This is a genomic window from Alcanivorax sp., assembly GCF_040118815.1.
Taxonomy (GTDB): domain Bacteria; phylum Pseudomonadota; class Gammaproteobacteria; order Pseudomonadales; family Alcanivoracaceae; genus Alcanivorax.
Map to the genome: position 1 here is coordinate 754,917 of NZ_JBEDTC010000015.1, position 21,799 is coordinate 776,715.

At 56.2% G+C, this 21,799-nt stretch carries 16 protein-coding genes; 9 read left to right on the forward strand and 7 right to left on the reverse strand.

Annotated features, from left to right (window positions below; translation table 11 throughout):
- Positions 1–187: 187 nt before the first annotated feature.
- Together ABNH18_RS12775 and acs are read right to left on the reverse strand one after the other, a co-directional pair.
- Positions 188–838, reverse strand: coding sequence for a response regulator (locus ABNH18_RS12775; RefSeq protein ID WP_349383179.1), 651 nt, complete (start codon positions 836–838; stop codon positions 188–190).
- 148 nt (positions 839–986) lie between these two features.
- Positions 987–2,936: an acetate--CoA ligase gene (gene acs / locus ABNH18_RS12780; protein WP_502876786.1), complete on the reverse strand. Its 1,950-nt coding sequence runs from the start codon at positions 2,934–2,936 to the stop codon at positions 987–989.
- A gap of 430 nt (positions 2,937–3,366) precedes the next feature.
- Here acs and ABNH18_RS12785 point away from each other — a divergent pair, with 430 nt between their 5' ends.
- Positions 3,367–4,566 carry a DcaP family trimeric outer membrane transporter gene (locus ABNH18_RS12785; RefSeq protein WP_349383180.1) on the forward strand — a complete coding sequence of 400 codons (1,200 nt, stop codon included), beginning with the start codon at positions 3,367–3,369 and terminating at the stop codon, positions 4,564–4,566.
- 193 nt (positions 4,567–4,759) lie between these two features.
- Here the strand turns inward: ABNH18_RS12785 and ABNH18_RS12790 are convergent, their stop codons facing one another.
- The 4 genes from ABNH18_RS12790 to ABNH18_RS12805 all read right to left on the reverse strand — a co-directional run bounded on the left by ABNH18_RS12790 (position 4,760) and on the right by ABNH18_RS12805 (position 7,698).
- Positions 4,760–5,158, reverse strand: coding sequence for an ectoine synthase (locus ABNH18_RS12790; RefSeq protein WP_349383181.1), 399 nt, complete (start codon positions 5,156–5,158; stop codon positions 4,760–4,762).
- A gap of 90 nt (positions 5,159–5,248) precedes the next feature.
- Positions 5,249–6,553 (reverse strand): diaminobutyrate--2-oxoglutarate transaminase, encoded by a 1,305-nt coding sequence (gene ectB / locus ABNH18_RS12795; RefSeq protein WP_349383270.1) that lies wholly within the window; start codon positions 6,551–6,553, stop codon positions 5,249–5,251.
- 61 nt (positions 6,554–6,614) lie between these two features.
- Complete coding sequence (gene ectA, locus ABNH18_RS12800) at positions 6,615–7,157, reverse strand: diaminobutyrate acetyltransferase (protein WP_349383182.1); 543 nt, start codon at positions 7,155–7,157, stop codon at positions 6,615–6,617.
- A gap of 4 nt (positions 7,158–7,161) precedes the next feature.
- Positions 7,162–7,698, reverse strand: coding sequence for a MarR family winged helix-turn-helix transcriptional regulator (locus ABNH18_RS12805; protein ID WP_349383183.1), 537 nt, complete (start codon positions 7,696–7,698; stop codon positions 7,162–7,164).
- Positions 7,699–8,056: 358 nt separating this feature from the next.
- Between ABNH18_RS12805 and ABNH18_RS12810 the strand changes: the two genes are divergently transcribed.
- Together ABNH18_RS12810 and ABNH18_RS12815 are read left to right on the forward strand one after the other, a co-directional pair.
- Positions 8,057–8,641, forward strand: coding sequence for a TRAP transporter small permease (locus ABNH18_RS12810; protein ID WP_349383184.1), 585 nt, complete (start codon positions 8,057–8,059; stop codon positions 8,639–8,641).
- Between the two features lie 51 nt (positions 8,642–8,692).
- On the forward strand, positions 8,693–9,973 hold the full coding sequence (locus tag ABNH18_RS12815; RefSeq protein ID WP_349383185.1) for a TRAP transporter large permease: 1,281 nt from the start codon (positions 8,693–8,695) through the stop codon (positions 9,971–9,973).
- 165 nt (positions 9,974–10,138) lie between these two features.
- Here the strand turns inward: ABNH18_RS12815 and dctP are convergent, their stop codons facing one another.
- The gene (gene dctP / locus ABNH18_RS12820; protein ID WP_349383186.1) at positions 10,139–11,161 is read right to left on the reverse strand and encodes a TRAP transporter substrate-binding protein DctP; all 1,023 of its coding nucleotides are present in this window, start codon (positions 11,159–11,161) and stop codon (positions 10,139–10,141) included.
- A 195-nt stretch (positions 11,162–11,356) separates the two neighbouring features.
- Here dctP and ABNH18_RS12825 point away from each other — a divergent pair, with 195 nt between their 5' ends.
- The 6 genes from ABNH18_RS12825 to ABNH18_RS12850 all read left to right on the forward strand — a co-directional run bounded on the left by ABNH18_RS12825 (position 11,357) and on the right by ABNH18_RS12850 (position 21,691).
- Entirely contained in the window at positions 11,357–12,268 is a 912-nt protein-coding gene (locus ABNH18_RS12825) for a tetratricopeptide repeat protein (RefSeq protein ID WP_349383187.1), read from the forward strand.
- Positions 12,269–12,443: 175 nt separating this feature from the next.
- Complete coding sequence (folE2, locus tag ABNH18_RS12830; RefSeq protein WP_230457703.1) at positions 12,444–13,403, forward strand: GTP cyclohydrolase FolE2; 960 nt, start codon at positions 12,444–12,446, stop codon at positions 13,401–13,403.
- Between the two features lie 521 nt (positions 13,404–13,924).
- Complete coding sequence (locus tag ABNH18_RS12835) at positions 13,925–16,471, forward strand: winged helix-turn-helix domain-containing protein (RefSeq protein WP_349383188.1); 2,547 nt, start codon at positions 13,925–13,927, stop codon at positions 16,469–16,471.
- Positions 16,472–16,776: 305 nt separating this feature from the next.
- Positions 16,777–19,524 (forward strand): peroxidase family protein, encoded by a 2,748-nt coding sequence (locus tag ABNH18_RS12840; RefSeq protein WP_349383189.1) that lies wholly within the window; start codon positions 16,777–16,779, stop codon positions 19,522–19,524.
- Positions 19,525–19,730: 206 nt separating this feature from the next.
- Positions 19,731–20,966, forward strand: a complete 1,236-nt coding sequence (locus tag ABNH18_RS12845; RefSeq protein WP_349383190.1) for a Vgb family protein — start codon at positions 19,731–19,733, stop codon at positions 20,964–20,966.
- A 221-nt stretch (positions 20,967–21,187) separates the two neighbouring features.
- Positions 21,188–21,691: a putative periplasmic lipoprotein gene (locus ABNH18_RS12850; protein ID WP_349383191.1), complete on the forward strand. Its 504-nt coding sequence runs from the start codon at positions 21,188–21,190 to the stop codon at positions 21,689–21,691.
- Positions 21,692–21,799: the final 108 nt, after the last annotated feature.

Below are 21,799 nucleotides of genomic sequence, written 5' to 3' on the forward strand. Positions count from 1 at the left end.
ACGAAGGGCGCTTGCATTCAAGACCTCAAATCGTGGCTTTTGTGCTTTCTTCGTAAAACGAATCACCCGATTATTCCCTGAATATCGGCCTTGGACATTCTTCAAAAAGGTGCAGCAATAGCGACAGCCGGTCAGGCTATGTGGTTTTTACGTCAGGCGTCTGGTCGAGCATTTTGCACAGTGTGGGTTAGTCCAGCCCGGGTGGCTCAATGGCGAGGTCTTTGAGGGCCAGTACCGCCTGGGTGCGATTGCGGACACCCAGCTTGCGAAAAATGGCGGTCATGTGGGCTTTGACGGTGGCTTCCGATACGTCCAGCTCGTAAGCAATCACCTTGTTCTGCATTCCTTCCATCAGCATCCCCATTACCCGAAATTGCTGTGGGGTGAGGCTGGTGATGCGCTCACTCATGGCGGAGTGGTCAGGCAGGGTTGGCGGCATGGCCCGGCGGGCCTTTTCCGGTAGCCAGCGTTCGCCGTCCATGATCTTGCGCATGGCATCGGTCATGGTGTCCACCGGTGCCGATTTGGGTATAAAGCCGTCGGCGCCAAAATGAATGGCGCGCTGGATCACATCCACGTCTTCCGTGGCTGAAATCACCACCACCGGCACTTTCCGGTATTGCTCACGCAGATACACCAGACCGGAAAAACCGTGGGTGCCGGGCATGTGTAGATCCAGAAGAATGACATCAAAGGGGATTGCTTGCTGGCCGAGCATTTCCAGGGTGGCGAGTGAGTCGGCTTCATGGATGGTGGCACCGGCAAAGCTGGCCTCTACGGCCTGTATCAGGGCCGCACGGAACAGGGGGTGATCATCGGCAATCAGTATGGTTGTCATGACTCTGATTTAAGCATGTTGCATGCAAAGAGCCCAAAAAAAGAGGGAAATAAAAAAAAGATGCTGCCCGGGGAGGGCAGCAAATGGAAAGGAAACACAGAAAACATCCATGTTTCATCAGCGTATGCGGTTTCAAGCGGCGTCTGTATCAACGGTTGAGCCGGGTTTCGACCAGGTTAGCGACCACTGCCGGGTCAGCCAATGTGGAAATGTCGCCCAGGCTGTCGTGTTCGTTGGCGGCCACCTTGCGCAGAATGCGGCGCATGATTTTGCCTGACCGGGTTTTGGGCAACCCGTGGGTGAAGTGAATCAGATCCGGGGTGGCAATGGGGCCGATTTCCCGGCGTACCCATTGACGTAATTCGTCGTGCAGGGCGTTACTGGTGTGTTCGCCGTCGTTCAGTGTCACATACACATAAATGCCTTGCCCCTTGATCGCGTGCGGGTAGCCCACCACGGCGGCTTCACATACCTGGGGGTGGGAGACCAGTGCGCTTTCCACTTCGGCGGTGCCCATGCGGTGGCCGGACACATTGATCACGTCGTCCACGCGGCCGGTAATCCAGTAGTCGTCGTCGGCGTCACGACGGGCCCCGTCGCCAGTGCAGTAATAACCGGGGAAGCTGGTGAAATAGGTTTGAACAAACCGTTCGTGGTCGCCCCACAGGGTGCGGGCCTGGCCGGGCCAGCTGTCGGCGATGACCAGGTTGCCTTCCGCCGTGCCGTGCAACAGGTTACCGTCGTTATCCACCAATGCCGGCTGGACACCAAAGAAGGGCAGCGTGGCGGCGCCGGGTTTGGCTTCAATGGCGCCGGGCAGAGGGCAGATCATGATGCCGCCGGTTTCTGTCTGCCACCAAGTGTCCACCACGGCGGCTTTGCTGTTGCCGAGTTGGTCGTGGAACCATTGCCAGGCGGCCGGGTTGATGGGCTCCCCGGCAGTGGCCAGGATGCGCAGGCTGTCGCGGCGGCTGTTGGCACAGCAATGCTCGCCGCCTGCCATCAGCGCACGGATGGCGGTGGGAGCGGTATAAAGGATATCGATGTTGTAGCGGTCAATAATGTCGCCGACACGTTGATCATCTGGGTAGTTGGGCACTCCTTCGAACATGACACAGGTGGCGCCGTTAGCCAGTGGACCATAGACCAGATAGGTGTGGCCGGTAATCCAGCCCACATCGGCGGTGCACCAGTACACCTGCCCCGGGTGGTAATCGAAGGCCAGCTGGTGGGTCAGTGAGGCATAGACCATGTAGCCACCGGTGGTGTGCAGCACGCCTTTTGGCTGGCCGGTGGAGCCGGACGTATAGAGGATGAATAGCGGGTCTTCTGCATTCATGGGTTCTGCCGGGCATTCGCCGTCACTGCGTGCCAGCTGCTCATGAAAATCCAAATCGCGTTGCGCAAACCATTGGCTGTCACAGCCCACATGGTTGACCACCAGCACCTTGTCGACGCTATCCGTACCGGCCTGCTCCAGTGCCGCATCCACGTTGTCTTTCAACGGTACGATCTTGCCACCGCGACGCCCGCCGTCTGCGGTGATCACCATTTTGGCACTGCAATCCGCGATGCGGCCCGCCAGTGCGTCCGGTGAAAAGCCGGCGAACACGACAGAATGAATGGCACCAATACGGGCGCAGGCAAGCATGGCGAACACCGCTTCGGGGATCATGGGCATGTAAATCATTACCCGATCGCCTTTGCCAATGCCTTGATGTTTGAGTGCGTTGGCGAGCTTGCCGACTTGCTGGTGTAACTGCTGGTAGGTGATCTGCCGGCGCTCCTGCTCCGGCGAATCAGGCTCCCACAGTAGCGCAATGCCGTCGCCGTTGGTGGCCAGGTGGCGGTCAATACAGTTTTCTGCGGCATTCAGCTCACCGTCATGAAACCAGCGAATGTGCAGGTCGTCGGGGCTGAAATTGGTGTCGCGAATCTGCTGAGGGAAGTGGTGCCAGTCGAGGCGTTGTGCCTGGCGGCGCCAGAAGCCGACGCTGTCGCTCAGGCTATGTTGATACAGCGCATGGTAGTCATTGCCGTCGATCCAGCAGCGGTCTTTCAATGCCTCTTTAACCGGCATGCGCAGGCCCGTTTCCATGGGACTTCCCTCACTCGAAAAAGTGCTCACAAGAAAAGTGGAGCAGAAATGAATGCCAAGAGTGTGCAAAACCCGGGAGCGGGGTTGAATTAGACTTTGGTCTTAATAACGCAACAGGTGGCACGCTTCAGGTAAAAAGGCAAACCGCCAAGGCTCGATTCCAGGTTTATCTGGTATCTGTGGGAAGCGATGCTTGCATCGCGAAGAGGTTGGCGGGGCGTGTTGTGTTCACGATGCAATCTTCGTTTCCCTCATGGTATTGAGTAGGCAGAAACCTTGTTGCCACTCACGTTTTCCTTGTCAGGCATTTTGTGTCGGGCCTCTGGCGTTTAATCACCTTCGACCTATGGCTAATAGTGTGTTCGAAGTGCGCTCAGCAAGCTGTCAATCGGAGTCACTTTCGTGTTGATGACAAAAAGAGGACAGGGCCATGACAGCAAGAAAAGCCACGTACCTATGCGGCGCCTTGGTGTTGGCGCAGGCAGGCATTGCCGGCGCAGATACCACGCTTGAGGAACGCATTATTGTGCTTGAAGAACGCATGGATGGGGTGAAAAGCGGTAATACCCAGATTGATTTCGGCGGTTTTATCAAAGCCGATACCATGATGAGTAAATACAGTGACGGTGACCTCGCAGCAGGTTCCATTGGGCGGGATTTCATGGTGCCGTCCACGATTCCCGTTGGGGGAGAGACAAGCTCGGAAGAGTTGGACTTTATCGCCAAGCAAAGCCGTTTCTGGCTCAAGAGTGAAACCATGACCTCTGCAGGGATGGTGAGAGGACACATAGAAATTGATTTTCAGACCAATGATATTGGTAATGAGCGCATCAGTAACAGTTACGCGCCGCGCATCCGTCATGCTTTTCTGACGTGGGACAAGTGGTTGTTCGGGCAGACTTGGTCTACTTTTTTCAATGTGAGCGCGTTGCCGGAAACACTGGATTTTGTCGGTTCAGCAGGCACGGTTTTTGAACGCCAGCCGCAGATTCGCTATACCAGTGGTGGCCTGATGCTAGCGGTTGAGAACCCCTCGACCACACTCTACGGCGGTGCGCAAAATCCCTATGACGACAATGCCATGCCCGATCTGGTGGCGAGGTATAACTTTTCCGGTGACTGGGGCAATGTCAGTCTCTCAGCCATGGGGCGTGAGTTGGCCTACCAGGATACCATCGGTGGTGTGGATCAGGATGAAAGCGAGTATGGCTACGGCCTATCGTTGGCGGGCCGCATGATGCTGGGCGCCATGGACGATATTCGTTTCCAGGCGAACTATGGTAATGCGCTCGGTCGCTACACCACACTCAATGCGTTTCGGTCAGGACAGATTGAGGCTGATGGCAGTATCGAGTTGATTGATCAGTGGAGCGGGGTGCTGGCGCTGCGTCATCATTGGAGTGATCGCTGGCGTTCTAACTTTGCGGTCTCGGTGAGCGAAGCGGATAACCCGGACACCGTAGCGGTTACCACCAGCAAGCGGGTGCAAAGCGCCCACGCCAACCTGATCTGGCAGGTGGCCAAACCGCTCTCGCTTGGTGGCGAACTGATCTATGGCGATCGAGAAATCGAGAATGGCGATGACGGTAACCTGAAGCGCGTGCAGTTCACCGCCAAGTATGCGTTCTGAATAAGAAGCGCTGCATACCACACGGAAAGCAAGGGGCGCTTCGGCGCTCCTTTTGATTGCGGGTTTGGCGTGTGGCCTGAAGCATGGTGGATGTTGCGGCCGCGAAGCGGCATAAAAAAGGACGCCGAAGCGTCCTTTTTCTTTAGGCGTGCAGCGTGCAGCGTGTTGCGTGCTGCATGAGGCGTCTCTTGAATCAATCCACATCCGCCGGGTATACGCCGTCCTTATCGTGCACTTCTTTGCCGCTCAGAGGCGGAGTGAAGGCACAGGCCACGACCATGTCTTCGTTCTCGCCGCCATACAGGTTGTGCTCATCGTGCTCGTCGAGCAGGTAGATGGTGCCTGGGGTCAGATCGTACACCTTGCCGTCGGCCAGGGTTTCGATCTTGCCGCTACCGGAGATCACGTACACGGATTCCCAGTGGTTGGCGTATTTGATATGGGTCTTGGTGCCTTTGAAGATGGTGGTGATGTTGAATGAGTGCCCCATCTTGTCTTCTTTCAGAGACAGGCGAACAGACTGCCAGTTGCCGTTTTCGGCTTTAACACAGCGGTCAGACTTCTCGGCTTCAGCCAGAGTGCGAACGATCATGGATAACTCCTGAGCTAAAAAATCGGGGGGGGAGAAGATAGCGCTCCCTTACTCTCCCGAAAAAGGAAGAGAGGGAGCGCAAACAGCCGTTTAGGCAGTGATGCTGGAGACGGCGTGTGCTTCGCCGCGCTTGATGCGGTCGGTCATCACTTCGTCCACGCTTTCCTTGACGATCTCAAGCGCGCGTACCAGATCTTCTTCGCTGATGGTCAGCGGGCACAGAGTTTTGATCACTTGGTCATCGGCACCGGAAGTTTCGATGACCAGCTGGCGCTTGAAGCAGGCCTTGGTGATCTCGCCAGCGACTTCGCCATCGCGGGCTACCAGGCCCTGCATCATGCCGCGGCCGTTTAGGTAGAACCAGTGATCATCGTAACTGGCAGCGATGGCGCGGAAGTGATCGGTAATGATGTCCGCTTTCTTCTGGATTTCTTTGGCGAATTTGTCATCGCGCCAGAAGTGGTTCAGCGCGGCGGCAGCGGTTACGAACGCCAGGTTGTGGCCACGGAAGGTGCCGTTGTGCTCACCGGGTTTCCACAGATCCAGTTCCGGCTTCATCAGTACCATGGCGAAAGGCAGGCCATAGCCGCTCAGAGACTTGGACAGGGTGATGATGTCAGGGCTGATGCCGATGTCATCAAAGCTGAAGAAGGAACCGGTACGGCCACAGCCGGCCTGGATGTCATCCAGAATCAGCAGCATGTCGTGTTTGCGGCACACTTTTTCCAGGTTGCGCAACCAGTCGAAGCTGGCTGCGTTGATGCCGCCTTCGCCCTGCACGGTTTCAACGATAACCGCTGCCGGGTGATCGACGCCGCTGGAGGAGTCGCCCAGCACCTTGTCCAGGTACTCGGTGGTGTCGAAGGCATCGCCCAGGTAGCCGTCGTACGGCATGGGAGTAACACCGCCCATGGTAACGCCAGCGACGCCACGGTGGTGGCTGTTACCGGTGGCGGCCAAGGCGCCCAGGCTTACGCCGTGGAAACCGTTGGTGAAGCTGATGATGTTCTCGCGGCCTTTGATATTACGGGCAATTTTCAGCGCCGCTTCTACCGCGTTGGTGCCGGTGGGGCCAGTGAACTGCATCACGTGGTCCATATCGCGGGGCTTCAGGATGGCTTCATAGAAGGCGTCCATGAATTCACGCTTGGCGGCGGTGTGCATGTCCAGGCCGTGAACAATGCCGTCACGCTGGATGTATTCCAGCAGCTTTTCTTTCAGGACCGGGTTGTTGTGGCCGTAGTTCAGGGTGCCTGCGCCGGCCAGGAAGTCGATGTACTCCTTGCCGTTTTCGTCGTACAGGTAGCTGCCTTTGGCCTGATCGAATACCACCGGAAAGCTACGTGCATAGCTCATGACTTCCGATTCGTGGCTTTCAAAAATGTCTGTATCCATGGTTTCTGTACTCATGATTCCTGGTCCTCGCTTGAATTAGGGTTGCTGGTTCGGGCTGCGTTTACGCGTCGTCGCGATTGAACGGGCCGATACGCAGCAGGTATTCGTCGTTATGTTCGCCGGCAAAGTGAATGCGCGAATCGAACAGAATAAATTCTTCCGTAGGCATGCTGCGCTGGTAGGCGAAGCTGCGGAACATGCCCCAAGAGGCTTCGTTGTCCGGGGTAATGGTGGTCTCGATAAACTGAACATCGGCGCTTTCTTCGCGCTCAATCAGTTCGGCTAGCATGCGCTTGGCCAGACCCTTGCCCCGGGCTTTTTCGTGCACTGCCACCTGCCAGACAAACAGCACATTTTGCTGCTTGGGCGGAATGTAGCCGGAAATAAAGCCGACCAGGTCGCCGTCCATCTCTGCTGCCACGGAGGTGTCGGCAAAGTGAGTGCATTGCAGCAAGTTGCAGTAGACGGAGTTCTCGTCCAACGGCTTACACTCGCTGATCAGTTTGTGAACCCGGCTGCCGTCCTGGCTTTCGGGTTTACGGAAGGTGATGTCATCCGATTTGCCGGTGGATGAGTCCGTTTTCTTCGCATCGTCTGCTGACATGGTTTCACTTATGGTCCGTTTTGGAGAAAGAGTGAGCGTCCCGGCGGCTGTTCATTTCTACTGCCGGTTGCGCGCGATCAATGGCACCCAGGTCCAGTACCGGCGAGGCGTCGATGTCGCCGGCATTCATCATTGCTGCAACCCGCTGCAGGGAGCTAAGGATTAAAGATTGCTCCCAATCTTCGAGGCGGTCAAAGCGTTCGATGAATTCGTCCTGGAGCGGGGTGGGGGCCTTCTCGATGATGTCCAAGCCGGCGGAAGTCAGGTGGGCATAAACACGGCGTTTATCCTGCTCGCCACGCTTGCGGCCCAGTAGCTCCCGCTTTTCCAGACGATCGAGAATGGTGGTGACGGTGGCTTGGCTCAGCGATACCTCGTTGGCCAGGTCCCCCATGGTCATCTCACCGTGCGCCGCAATCGCCTGCATGATCAGAAGCTGGGGCGATGTGAGGCCGGAAACCTTACTCAATTTTCGTGAGTAAAGGTCCGTGGCGCGAATAATTTGTCGTAATGCGATTAGCACGTCTTCGTGTCTGGCCATTGCCGTAAATTCTCTTGATAACAAAGTAATGTGACCGAAATTAGACATAGTTGTCTGCAATCACCTTTGAGATGTAAAGACTTCAATCTCCATCAAAACAGGGCAATGGCGAGTAATCCCTTGCGATAAGTGGTAGGCTATCTTAGAGATAAAACATTTAGATGTCAAAATAAATGCCGGAGAGTGACGGTGTCGTGACCGGCTCTGTAGTCTGCATTCCTTGCTGTACGGGGCTTTACGGCCCGCCTCGGAGGAAGGCGCGCGGTTTCGACAATCACACATGTTTTGTGTCACAAAGGACTTCTCAAGTTCCCGGAACCGGGGCCTGTTTTTCGTCGTCGTGTTTATAGGCGTTGCCATGATGATTGATTCCTTCCTTCTCGCACTTTCCTGGCTGGACCGCACCTTGGGTGTGATTGAGCGCGTCATTATCGGTGGCTGCATACTGGCCATGGCCCTGTTGATGAGTGGCCATGTGGTTGGGCAGACCCTGTTTGATGAAGGCATTCCCGGCACCTACGAGGTGGTGAAAATGCTGATTGTGGTGCTGACCTTCGTGGGGCTGGGCTACGCGGCTCGCCATGCTCGCCACATCCGCATGTCCGCCATCTATGAGCAGCTCAATGGCAAGGCCCGCAAGGGGCTGCAGATGCTGATCTGCCTGGGGACGGCGGTGTTGATGTTTTATTTTGCCTGGAAGTCTGGTCAGTACGTGTTTGATATTCAGGAGCGCGGCCGGGTGAGTGCGTCACTGCAGGTGCCCATGTGGTTGGTCTATCTGTCTCTGCCGGCGGGGTTCAGTATGGCGGGTATCCAGTACCTGCTGACCTTTACCCGCAATGCGGTATCGCCGGGTGTCTGGCGGTCGTTTAACGAAGAAGAAAGCTATGAAGCGGTGCCGCTGGAAGCGGCGGCTGCGGATGATCAGGATGGCCAGCGCTGATGCGTAGCCGGTTTTTTGCTGTGAGTGCTGCTGAATGAGGGGGTTGTCGCTGTGTTAATCATTCTGGCTGTGATCATGCTGGTGTTGCTCATGTTGGGGTACCCCATGATGGTGCCGCTGGCGGTGGGGACATTGTTCATGATGTTTACCGGGCTAACCTTCTTCGGCCCTGACCAGGCGATCACCTGGATGGTCAATGGGGTGGGTAGTTGGGTGCTGGCGGCGGTGCCCATGTTTATCTTCGCGGCGGACATTCTTACCAAGGGCCATACTGCCAATCGGTTGTTGGATGTGGTGGATGCCTTTACTCGGCATCTGCGGGGCGGTTTGCCCATTACCACTGCCATGTCGTGCGCGGTGTTTGGCGCGGTGTCGGGTTCTACCCAGGCCACGGTGGTGGCCATGGGCGGGCCCATGCGCCCTCGCTTGCTGGCCAAGGGGTATTCCGACAGCTTTGCATTGGCGCTGATTATCAATGCCAGTGATATCGCGCTACTGATACCTCCCAGTATTGGCTTTATCGTCTATGGCGTGGTGATGAAAGCCTCCATCGGTGACCTGTTTCTGGCGGGTATTATCCCCGGCCTGTTGGTGTTGCTGATGTTTTCGGTTTATTGCTGGATTGGCGCCGGGCTCAAAGGCATTGAGCCAGAAGAGCGAGCCTCTTGGGGAGAGCGGTTCAAGGCCATGCGAGGCGCTATATTGCCATTGGGTTTCCCGATTCTGGTGGTCGGTGGCATTTATGGCGGGTTGTTCAGTGCGGTGGAGGCATCGGCCATTGCGGTGGCGTATGCATTGCTGCTGGAAGTGGTGATTTTCCGCAAGGTCAGCGTGAAGGATCTGGGTAGCCTGGCGTTGTCTTCCGGGATGATCACCGCTGTGGTGTTTATTCTGGTGGCCATTGGTGCGGCGTTTTCCCACACCCTGGGTACGGCGGGTATTCCTGAAAAACTGCTTGGCCCGGCCATGGATGCCATTGGCCAGAATCAGGTGGCTGCCCTGGCGTTGATCGCCGTGGCTTTCTTTATTGGCTGCATGTTCGTGGATCCCATTGTGGTGATCCTGATCTTGGTGCCAATCTTTAAGCCGCTGATCGAATCCGCTAATTTGGATCCGATTCACGTGGGCGTGATTGTTACCTTGCAGGCCGCCATTGGCTCCGCGACACCGCCATTTGGCTGTGATATTTTCACCGCCATCGCGGTGTTCCGCCGTCCTTATCTGGATGTGATTCGGGGCACGCCGCCGTTTATCTTCATGCTGCTGATCGCCACTTTCGTGCTGATTCTGTTTCCGCAGTTGTCACTGTGGTTGCCGTCGCTGGGAGGGTGATCCGGGTCAGGAGTGAGCCGATTTTAGCTCGACGTAATCGGGAAAAGAGTAGGGGCAGTTGGTAGAGTTTTGCAGAGTGCGTTAATCGTGTCGCAGCCGCAGCTGGACACACAAAAAAGCCCGGCCAAATGGCCGGGCTTTTTTGTGCTCCGCTAGCGAGGGACGTTATTCCCCTTTGGCGGCCTTGTCGAAGGCTGAGAGCAGGGCGTTGAGTGATTGCTCACCGCGTGCACCGACTTCATCGATGTAGATCTGACGTACCGGCTTGGCCTTTTTGCGGAAGGCGTCGCGCTGTGCCTCGGTCAGCTCAACAATATTGATGTCGCTCTTTTCCTTAATGGTTTCCAGCCGCTCTTCGTTGTACTGGGTCTGGATGTCATGGCCTTCGCGCACCAGGGTCTTGGTGATGCTGTTGATCATTTTCTGCTGGTCCGCATCCAGGCCATCGTACCAGTCGGCGTTACCGATCAGGGTGGCCACGAACTGGGATTGCTGCGCAAAGATCATGTAGTCCTGCACTTCGTAGAACGCCATTTCTTCGTGAGCAAACACCGGCTGGATGTTGCCTTCCGCCTGGCCTTGCTGCAGCGCGCTGTACAGCTCGCCATAGGCAATAGAGGTGGGGGAGGCACCGTAGGCCTTGTAGGTGGCCCGCAACAGGCTGTTGTCCATCACGCGGATGCCCAGATTTTCGATGTCATCCGGGGTGTTGATGGCCTTGTTGGTGGTCCACACCTGATAGCCTTCCGGCAATGCCGCCAGCGGCACCAGGCTGCGCTTGCGGAACGAGTCCTGCCACGCCTTGCTCTTCAGGAAGGTGTCGCTGTTCAGGCCTTGGGCGGTTACCCATTGATCGCTGGGCATAATGTAGTTCAAGTTGAGCAGCTGGCTTTCCGGTACGGTGCCGCCCAGGGCGCCGGAACCGAAACCAAGCTGAATGGCGCCGCCCTGAATCGCGTCGTACAGCGCGGAATAGCTGGAGCCCCATTTGCCATAGGGGAGCAGCTGAACGTCAATCTCCCCGTCACTTTTTTCTTCCACCAGCGCTTTGAAACGTTCGGCGTAACTGTGCTGAACACTGCCTTCAATTTCCTCCAGGCCAAAACGCCAGGTGTCGGCGTTGACGGTGGTGGTCGTGGCGGCAAGAAAGCCAAAAGTAGCGGCGCAAATAAATCGATTAAGTCGCATGCCTTTACCTTGATATTGCTTGTGGGTGGCATTCACTACATTGCATCGGAGCAGGGCTGTCAAGGGAACAGCCTGCAACGCTGGCACCCCGGCAGGCTTGATGCGACCATAGGCAATGTTTCCTGGCGTGTTTCAGTCTGTGCGGAGTTCCTGACGGAAAACGCCCAGATAAAAGGTGATTGAGAGGGCAAAGCATTGATCAGACACATTCTGCGTACCGGTCTATTGGGCATGCTGCTGGCGCTGGCCGGCAGTCTCTGGGCGGAACAGGAGCCCGGCTCGCCTGAACAGGCGCCGAGAGTGGAGGCCCAGAGCGAGATCGAAAAAGGGCCGGTCATTTCCCAGTTCCGGGAAAACTGGATTCTCGGTGAGCTGCGTTCTCTGCGCCAGGACATGATGGAGTACCGCAATCAGATGAACCTGCTGGTTACCGACCGGGAGCTTGAGGTGGCCGACAAGGCCATGGGGTACGCCACCAACACCGTTACCTACTTTTTCTACCTGATTGCCGGTGCCGCCTCGATTCTCGCGTTGGTGGGGTGGTCTACCATCCGTGATTTGAAAGACAACGTGCGGGTGTATGCGGAAAAGGAAATGGCGCGGCTGACTAGCGAATACGAATCTCGTTTGGCGGATCTGGAGCGCGAGCTGCGCAGGAAATCCCTGTCTATCGCCGAGAACCAGGAAGAAATTGAGCGGACCAACGATATTCACAGTCTGTGGCTCAAAGCTACCAAAGAGCCTACAGCTCAGGCCAAAATCGAGCTCTACGACCGGATACTGGAATTACGTCCGGATGACCCGGAAGCGCTGGCCTGGAAAGCGGATGCGGCACTGGAGCTGGGCGAGCAGCGCTGGGCGCTGAGCCTGTGTGACCGAGTGCTGGAAGTGGATGAAGAAAACTCTCATGCGCTCTATCAGCGTGCCTGCGCTTGGTCCGGGTTGGGTGAAATCGAGAATGCTCTGACGGATCTGGCGGCGGCGATTCAGACCTCGGAAACCCTGCGCAGTCATGCTCGTAGCGAAGAGATGTTTACCCCCCTTCACGACTTGCCCCGTTTCCAGGAGTTGGTCGGAAGCGACGAAGACGCGGGCTTTTCCGCCTGATAGCCCCCTTCTGTTGCGGTCATAGCGAAACCTGCGCCCGTAAATGGTCAATTTGCGGGACAGTTTCTGCTAGACTTGCCCCCCTTGTATGAGCGGGCGATGACGAACGGATGACCGTTTCGTTCCCCTGGGCAGCCGTGTACAGGCTGTTTCCAGTGCCCCTATGGAGAATCCCATGACTCGTGACAACGGTGCCGGTAGCACCAAACAGATGCCGGATGTGGCGTCCAACTCCATGGTGGACCATATCCACACCACCCTGGACTGGGTCGGCATGAGTGAGATCCACCTGCCAGCCCGCGTTAGCGACACTCTGGCGGGCGAGCGCCCGGTGAGCACCTCTATTCAGGCCTATGTGAACCTGGCCAATGCGGATGCCAAGGGCATTCACATGTCGCGCCTGTTCCTGATGCTGGAAGAAACCTTTGGTGATCACTCGGTCAGTGCCGGTTCCATCGAGCAACTGCTGCGTAACTTCCTGCAGACCCATGAAGGTCTCAGTACTCGTGGCTTCGTGCAGCTCGACTTTGAATACTCCATGCGCCGTGCCGCGCTGAAGAGCAGCTATTCTGGTTGGAAGAGCTATCCAGTCAGCATCAAGGGTACCCTGTGCGAAGACGGCATGCGTATCGAGCTGTCGGTGGAAGTCCCGTACTCGTCTACTTGCCCCTGCTCGGCGGCGTTGTCTCGCCAGCTGATTCAGGAGCAGTTCCGCAAGGACTTCGCCGAAGGCAAAGTGGATGCAGACGCAGTGTTTGAATGGCTGGGCACCGAAGAGGGCGTACTGGCCACTCCGCACAGCCAGCGCTCCATTGCCCAGGTGCGCGTGTTGCTGGATCACACCGAAGGGGATGCCTTCCCGATCACGGCGTTGATTGATTCCATCGAAGGTGCCCTGAAAACTCCGGTGCAGACAGCGGTGAAGCGTGTGGACGAACAGGAGTTTGCTCTGTTGAACGGGCAAAATCTGATGTTCTGCGAAGACGCCGCTCGCCGGCTGAAAACCGCGCTGGACCCGCAGTCCTGCTACAAGGATTTTTGGTTGCGTGTGAACCACCTGGAAAGCCTGCACGCTCATAACGCGGTGGCGATTGTGACCAAGGAAGTGGATGGTGGTTACCTGCCGATTCCTTGATCAAGAGATGCAACACGTGACACGCTTCACGCAGCATGGAAAGAAAGCACTCGCGTAGCGATTACCATTATCGCGGGTGATAACAAAAAAGCCCTCTTCCCTTTGTCGGGAAGAGGGCTTTTTTTGTGTTGGTTGGTGATGGGCATGACGCCGGATGCCTCGAGCCTGACGCAATAGATACAATCTGGCTTCACGGCCTCTCTTTGTGGGAGCCCTGTTTCCGTTGTCTGGCTTCCTGCATTTTGTGTCGAGCTGCTGGGGCTTCTTTCTTCGCTACGTGCCTACGACATTGCACCTACGTCCAAGTGAAATGCGAACCCGGTACGTGTATGCCGTGCCGCTATCCGCTAAATTGCCTATTAAAGAAACACCTAGAGTGGGTGCGGGAATGCACTAACTTACTGAAAAATAATAAAAAACGCCAGGAAGCGATTGCTATGCCCAGCTCGGAGACGCCCCGGCCCCTGAGTGGCCGATTTTATCGTGCAGAACTTGTTACTCTTCTGAATGAGTCTAGTCGGGTGCCGTTAACGCTGTTGCTGGCCCCCGCCGGCGCCGGTAAATCCACCTTGCTGAATCAGTGGCAGGCTCAGCCCGGCGACCGCCATGTAGTGCAGATGGGCATGCAGCGCGCCGATGATGATCCGGTGCGGTTTTTGCGCCGTTTCGCCGAGAAAACCCGGGCGGCGGTGCCGGCCTTTGATACGTCCTGGTTTATGCCCTTCGATGTGTCCGAATTACCCCCGTCCTCCATTGCCGGCTCCCTCTATGACGCCTTGCAGCAGGTGACGCTGCCGCTGTTTATCGTGTTCGATGATTTTCAGCATATCCAGAGCACAGAAACCCTCAGTGTGATCGCCACCTTGCTGGCGGACCCGCCGGAGAACGTGCACCTGATTATTGCCAGCCGCATCCAGCCATCGTTCGATGTCAGCCGGCTACGACTGGATGACAAGGTGCTGGAGGTCGGCGCGGTTGATCTGAAAGTGCGGCGCAATGATGTGAGCGAATTGAACCAGCGCCTGGGTGGTGATGCCCTGGAAGAGCAGACCCTGGATCACCTGATGGCGATTACTGAAGGCTGGGTGGCCGGGGTGAAAATTGCCCTGCTGGCGGGGATTCGTTCGGGCATGCAGACACTGCAGGCATTCAACGCCAGCCAGCCGGAAATCATGGATTACTTTGGCCATGCGGTGCTCAAGGGGTTGCCGGACTCTGCCCGTACCTTGTTTCTGCAAAGTGCCTTGCTGGAAACCCTCAATGCGGAACTGGGCGACGAAATTCTGCAAACCCGTCAGTCTGCCCGGCTCATTGATGAGCTCACCAGCCGCGAGCTGTTCCTGATGCCGGTGCCTGGTAAGCCGGGTAGCTATCGTTACCACGCCCTGTTGCGGGATTTTTTGCAGGCCCGGCTGAAAATCGAAATGCCGGATTGCATTGTGCCTATCCATCGCCGTGCTACCCGCTATTTTATTAAAACCGGGAATTATGAGCAGGCGGTCTGGCACGCCTGGCGGTCGGGTGATGCGGCGTTGTTCGGTAATTGCCTGGAAAAAAGTTTCGAGTTCTGGCTGCAGGAAGGGTACTCCAGTCATATTCTCGAATGGGCGGAAGAACTGGAGGACGAGACTATTCTCGGGCGTCTGGAATTGGCGGCGCCATTGATCAGCACGCTGACCCTGTCGCGGCGTTTTTTTCGTGCCCGCTATTATCTGGATGCCCTGAAAGAACAGGCGTTTTCTGGCAAACAAGGCCGCTACCATCACGGCCAGACCGTGGACTTCCTTGAGCTGCACCTGCAGCTTTTCCAGCACGACACTGACTTTATGGAAGGCGCCAACCTGTCACTGCTCATGGAAAGCAGCGGGCACCGGGATATTCGTGCGTTCTCGCTGGCCATGGTGGCCTATTACCATCTGCAACATGGCCGCCTGGAGTCTGCGCTGGCTTTTTCCAGTCAGGCTCGGGAGGTGTTGCTGCGCCTGGGGCAACGCTTTACGGCCGGTTACGCCGGGCTGATCACTGCGTTGGCGAACCAGCAACTCGGGCACATCGGTGAAGCGGTGGCCTTTATTGTTGAAAACTTTAACAACACCCCGAAGGCTTGCCCTACCTGGTCGCTGTGGGCCACGGGCATGGTGGTGGTGTTATACGACCAGAACCGGCTGGATGAAGCTCAGCAGGTGTGTGAGGACTTGCTCCCGATGGTGTCGTCTGCCTCTGCCACAGAAGTGATTTCCACGGTCTACCTTACGTTGTCACGATTGCAGCATTTGCAGGGCAAGCAGAAAAGCGCCGAGCGTATGTTGGAGAAACTGCTGGGCATTTTGCAGCTGGGCAATTACGAACGCTTTGTCAGCATGGCGGTGCTGGAAATGACACGTCAGGCCTTGATCTCCGCTCATTGGCAGCGCCTGGATGTGGTGGTGGACCGGTTTTCGCTGGCAAGTTGGGTGGCGGAAAACCCGGAATCTGAAGCGGCCGTGTACAGCCAAAGCTGGGAGCGGCGGGGCTTGGCCGCGGTGTACTGGCTGATGGCCCATGGCCGTAACACGGAGGCAGAAACGCTGTTGCGCCGTTTGCTGGCGGTGGTAAAGGGGGCAGGCATAAAGACCCGTGCCTCTATCATTGAAGCGAACTTGCTGGTGCTCACCTCCAAAGCCGCCACCGCCACGGAGCAGAGTCGCAAGGTGGATGCGCTGATTACCCGCTATGGCTTGCTCAACATCAACCGCTCCGTGTTTGACGAAGCGCCAGGGTTGGCAGGGTTGATGAATCGGCTGTGGTCGGCAGGCCAGTTGCTGTTACCGGACTTCTATACTGGATTGTTCCCGGCTGTGTTCGACGCCAGCCCGGCCAGTGACCCGCTGGACGTGGATCCTGATTCGGTGCTCACGCCCAAGGAAAGCGAAATTTTCGACCTGCTGCAAAACGGCCTGACCAACGCCCAAATCAGCGAACGCACCGGTGTGTCTGTCACCACGACTAAATGGCACCTGAAAAATATCTACAGCAAGCTGGGTGTTTCCAACCGCACCGAAGCCGTATTGCGCGCCACGCCGAGATGAGTTGAAAACTCAAAGTTTAAAGTTGAAAAGGAAAGCTAAAACCCGTGCCTGTCTCTGCAGCGATCCTGCGAAACTGGGCTTCTGGACGTGGGCTCGACCCGGCAAACATTCCCCCGCCCCTCTCGCGCTTTTCAATTTTAAACTTTGAACTTGCAACTGCTCCACAAACCTTGAACCCGTTCGCGCTTTTTCGCTTTCCCCCTCCACCCCCTCCCGGGGGAGGGGGTGGAGGGGTTGGCCCGGTTGCTAGAGTGCCGTCGTTGTCATCAGACATACCCCGAGAATAAAAACGACGGAGGTTTATCATGGCTATGTCCCCCTGGGTTACCTGGCCAGCCCTGACCAAGTTCGGTTCACTTGGCGTAATGGGTGCCCTGCTGGTTCTTGCCGGTCAACGGGAAGATCTGCTCGAAAACAATATGTTCGACATGGAAAGCTGGGGTGAGAAAAACGCCAGCATCGTCTGCGATGAACGCAGCCATGTGGCCCGTACCGAAGACGGTACCTGTAATATTCTGGAAAACCCGGCGGAAGGCTCCGCCAATGTAAACTTCGGCCGTAACGTGGCCCCAGCCTCCTCCTTTGCGGAATCGGAAAGCGGCAATCTGCTGACGCCAAACCCGCGGGAAGTCAGTAACCTGGTCATGTCCCGGGGCGGCGATTTTAAACCCGCCACTACCCTGAACTTCATTGCCACGTCCTGGATCCAGTTCATGGTGCATGACTGGTTCGATCACGGCCCGCGCACCGACGCAAACCCGATCGAATTCCCGTTGCCCGCTGGCGATGTGCTGGGTTCCGGCACCATGTCCGTGCAGCGCACCCGCCCGGACCCGGATGTCACTGGCGATGAATCTCTGGTGACCTACGAGAACATCAACACCCACTGGTGGGATGGCTCGCAGCTTTACGGTAGCGATAAGGTAACCAACGACGAAGTGCGCTCCTTTGTCGACGGCAAACTGAAAGTGGACGGCAACGGTCGTTTGCCCACGGATTTCCTCAGCGGAAAACCTGTTACCGGTTTCAATGAAAACTGGTGGGTGGGCCTGAGCATGCTGCATCACCTGTTCACCCAGGAGCATAACGCCATTGCCGACATGCTCAAGGCGAACAACCCCGGTGCCACCGATCAATGGATTTACGACCATGCCCGGCTAATTAACGCTGCCTTGATGGCCAAAATTCACACCGTGGAATGGACCCCGGCGATTCTCGCCAACCCGGTGCTAGAGCGAGCTATGTACGCCAACTGGTGGGGCCTGGGTGGCGACCGCGACAAGCGCGACAAATTCCAGGATGACCTGAACGAGTTGAACAACAATCTGGGTGAGCTGGGTGGTATCTTCAACCTGCTCGGTATCGATAACGATTTGGGCCAAGGCGATACCAGCTCCATCGAGCATGCCCTGGCCGGCCTGGTGGGCTCACGTACCCCGAACAACTACGGCGTGCCTTATACCCTCACGGAAGAGTTTGTGTCTGTGTATCGCATGCACCCGCTGCTGCGTGACGAAATCAAGGTGTACGACATTGGCTCCAATGTGGTCGATGAAGAAATCCTGATTCAGGACACCCGTAACGGCGACGCGGAAGACTTGCTGTCCGACGTGGGCCAGGACCGTCTGTGGTACTCCTTCGGCATTACCCACCCGGGTGCGCTGACGCTGAACAACTATCCGGACTTTCTGCGCAACCTGTCCATGCCGCTGATTGGCGATATCGACATGGCCGCTATCGACGTACTGCGTGACCGTGAGCGTGGGGTGCCCCGTTATAATGAATTTCGCCGCCAAATCGGCCTCGAACCGCTTACCAGCTTCGAGCAAATATCTAGCGACCCCCAGCTGGTGGCCGACCTGAAATCACTGTACAACAACGATATCGAAATGATCGATACTCTGGTGGGGCAGCTGGCAGAAGAGACGCGCCCGGAAGGCTTCGGCTTCGGTGAAACCTCTTTCCAGATTTTCATTCTGAATGCGTCACGTCGCCTGATGACCGACCGCTTCTTCACTACTGATTACACCGACGAGGTTTATACCGCTGAAGGGATCGACTGGGTGGAAGAGAACACCATGGTCGACATCATCCGTCGCCACTACCCGAACCTAGCCAGCAGCCTGGTGGGCATGGATAACGCCTTCAAGCCTTGGGGCCTGAAAATTCCTGAGGACTACCAGGCCTGGTCTGCCCAGGCGAAACAGAACCACCTGTGGGTCAACGGCGCCCTGCGTACCAGCTACGAAGAGGGTGAAGTGCCTGCCATCGAACCCATTGATATCGGCGGTCTGATCAACTCCGTCCTGTGGAAGAAAGTGGAGGATGTCACCGACGTGACCCCGCCGGGTTACAGCAAACCGATTCACCCTCGTGGCGCCCTCGCCAAGGTGCAGTTCGTGCCGACGGCAGGTCATGGCTACACCGGCCTGTTCCAAGGGGCGGATCATGGCCTGCTGAGATTGTCTGTTACCGGTGATCCCTCTGACCGTGGCTTTGCCCCGGGGCTGGCGTTGAAATTGATGGTGGACGGCAAGCGTTCCGAAAACGTTTCCGCGCTCTATACCCTTAGTGGGCAGGGCGATAACCACAATATCTTTGCCAATGAACTGTCCAACTACGTTCAGGCGGAAGTGAATGAAACCCTGGGCACCACAACCTTGTTCTCACTGGTCACCAGAAAGCCGACGTTGCTAGTCATGAGTGACATGGCCAAGGTGAACCAGGACGGCTCAATAGTGAGCAATGCCAACACCCCGTCACAGGTTTACTTCGTGCCCAACGGTGATTTGAAGAACACTATTAGCACCGCCCCGCACGACTTCCGTGACGATCTGACCGCACTGAACCCGGGCACCAAGGTGTATGACGTTTACGCGACCTCCAAGTCCATCAGGACGTCCATCTGGCCCTGGGTCACCGCACGCTACGCTCGTGAACGCCGTAACAGCGCCACCAAGGTTGGTGAGCTGGTCATGGCGTCCCCGTTCACCCTGTCCCAGTTCGGTGATACCGGCATCTTCTTCAAGCACCAACGGTACGAAGATCGCTAAGGGAGAGCGATAACCAGGGTTACACCCCTCAAGCCCGGGCGACGTAAGTCCCCGGGCTTTTTTGTGTCTGTTCGGGCCTCAAGGCTGTATTGGCGCGTGAGAACAGATTATGGCGCTCTGTTTGAGCTGGGGGTTGGTTATCTGTATAAGTCGATCAGTGTCTTTGAATTCTTGTTCTGTTTTTTTGAACCTGACATAGGTGATTTGTGGTCAAGCTCTTCAATACTCGTCTTGCTGTATTCGCGATTTTTCTTGCGGCCGGTTCGGCGCCTGTTTTGGGCGCCAGTCTGCCCGATGGGGAGAGTCGCGGAACGGTCGAAGCACTGTGTTCTACATGTCACACAGTTGAGCGAATTTCTGAAAGCCTGGGGTACAGCCGCGGTGACTGGCTGGCGTTAACCGATACCATGATCGACCTGTCCGGCAATCCTGAGCGCCGGGATGGCATTGCGGATTACCTCGCGGAACATTTTCCTCCTAACCAACGCCGCACCCCAACGCTTGTCGATGGTGATGCGCGTATCGAGTTTCATGAATGGGTAGTGCCGACGCTTGGCCAGCGTTCGCGTGACCCGGTTGAGGCGCCAGATGGTTCCATATGGTGGGCGGGCCAATGGGGTAACTTGATCGGCCAGATTGACCCGGCAAGCGGAGAGATGCGTGAGTATGGGCTTCCAGATGGGGCAATGCCGCATTCCGTGACGGTGGGTGATGACGGTGACGTGTGGTTTATGGGCAACAAGAACGGGACAGTGGGTCGGCTCAATCCGGCCAGTGGGGATATCAAGATCTATGATATGCCCGATGCTGATGCTCGTGACCCACATACTGCGGTATTCGATGCCAACGGCCTGCTCTGGTTTACATTGCAGCATTCCAATCAGGTTGGCCGGCTTGATCCGCGTAATGGTGAGATTCGTCTGAAGACAATGCCGACGGCAGGTTCGCGGCCCTACGGTATTAAAATGGATGCGTCAGGCGCTCCCTGGGTTGCCTGTAATGGAAGTAACTGTCTGGTGAAACTCGAACCAGAGACGATGGAGATGACAGAAATTACACTGCCCCATGAAGAGACAACCGTGCGCAGGCTGGATATCGCTGAAAACGGCATGATCTGGTATGTGAATTCCGGGCGTGGGCGGCTGGGTCGTTATGATCCCGAGAACGGAGCAATCAAGGAGTGGCCGTCGCCGAGCGGTCCTGACTCTCATCCTTACGCAATCGCGATAGTGGATGGGATTGTCTGGTATAACGAGTCGGGAATGCGCCCCGATCCACTTGTGCGGTTTGATCCTGCCACTGAGACATTCCAGAGTTGGCCGATTCCATCCGGCGAGATTTTTTCCGGTATTGTGCGGCACATGCGCCCAACGCGTGACGGGGATTTGCTGATCCACCAGAGCGCAACGAACCGTATTATTCGGGTCGAGATCGACGACTGATATTAGCGGGAGTGGCCGTTTCTGTTACTGGCCAACGAGGGTGGCTGCCGGATTTCTTAATCGTGCTGCGGGGCTTAATCAGAGCCAGCGGCGAATAACAGGGGATAAATTAGACGGGGAGAAAGTGGCGTGTATGTTAGGATGAGAGGTATGATTTTATTTATTTAAATTTATGCGTGTTCCGGTTTTTCTTGTTGCGTTTAAAGGGGAAAGAGGGATTTATGAAAAAACTATTAGTTGTTGTTCTTGCGGCGATGTTCGTTTCCGGGTGTGCCGGAAAAGCTGCTTTGTCCCAGCCGCCTTCGACTGAGGAGATTCAGGCGGCTCAGAATGCAAACTCACCGCTTGCAGTTTCGGCGATTCATGGTGAAAGAAATAGCGCAAATGGTATAAATATTTCAATAACGTTTAAGAACATTGATGCAAAGCGAACTATTAAGTACGCAAACTTCAATGTTCAACTTATAAATGCGGTAAATGACCCTGTCGCTGATGAAATATCAGGAGAAAACCAGGTTTCTTTACAATATACGGGGCCTTTGGCGCCCGGGAAAATTAATTGGGGTGGCTTGGGTGGCTGGCCAACGGCTTTTTATCATCCAAATGCAGAGTCTCTTGTAATAACAGATATTTCTGTTGAATTTATGAACGGCGAGAAACTGAGTGTTGGGGGGGTTAAGAGTATTCCCGGCACCGCTGGTATCATTTCGCAGAAGCTGTATTAGGTCTTAAGGAGGCAGAGAGCAGTGGCCGTTCGGTGATTGCATGGGCTTGGCGGGGCGGTAAACGGTCGGTGTGCGGTGATCATCCAGTGGAAAACTCGCCATTCTCTC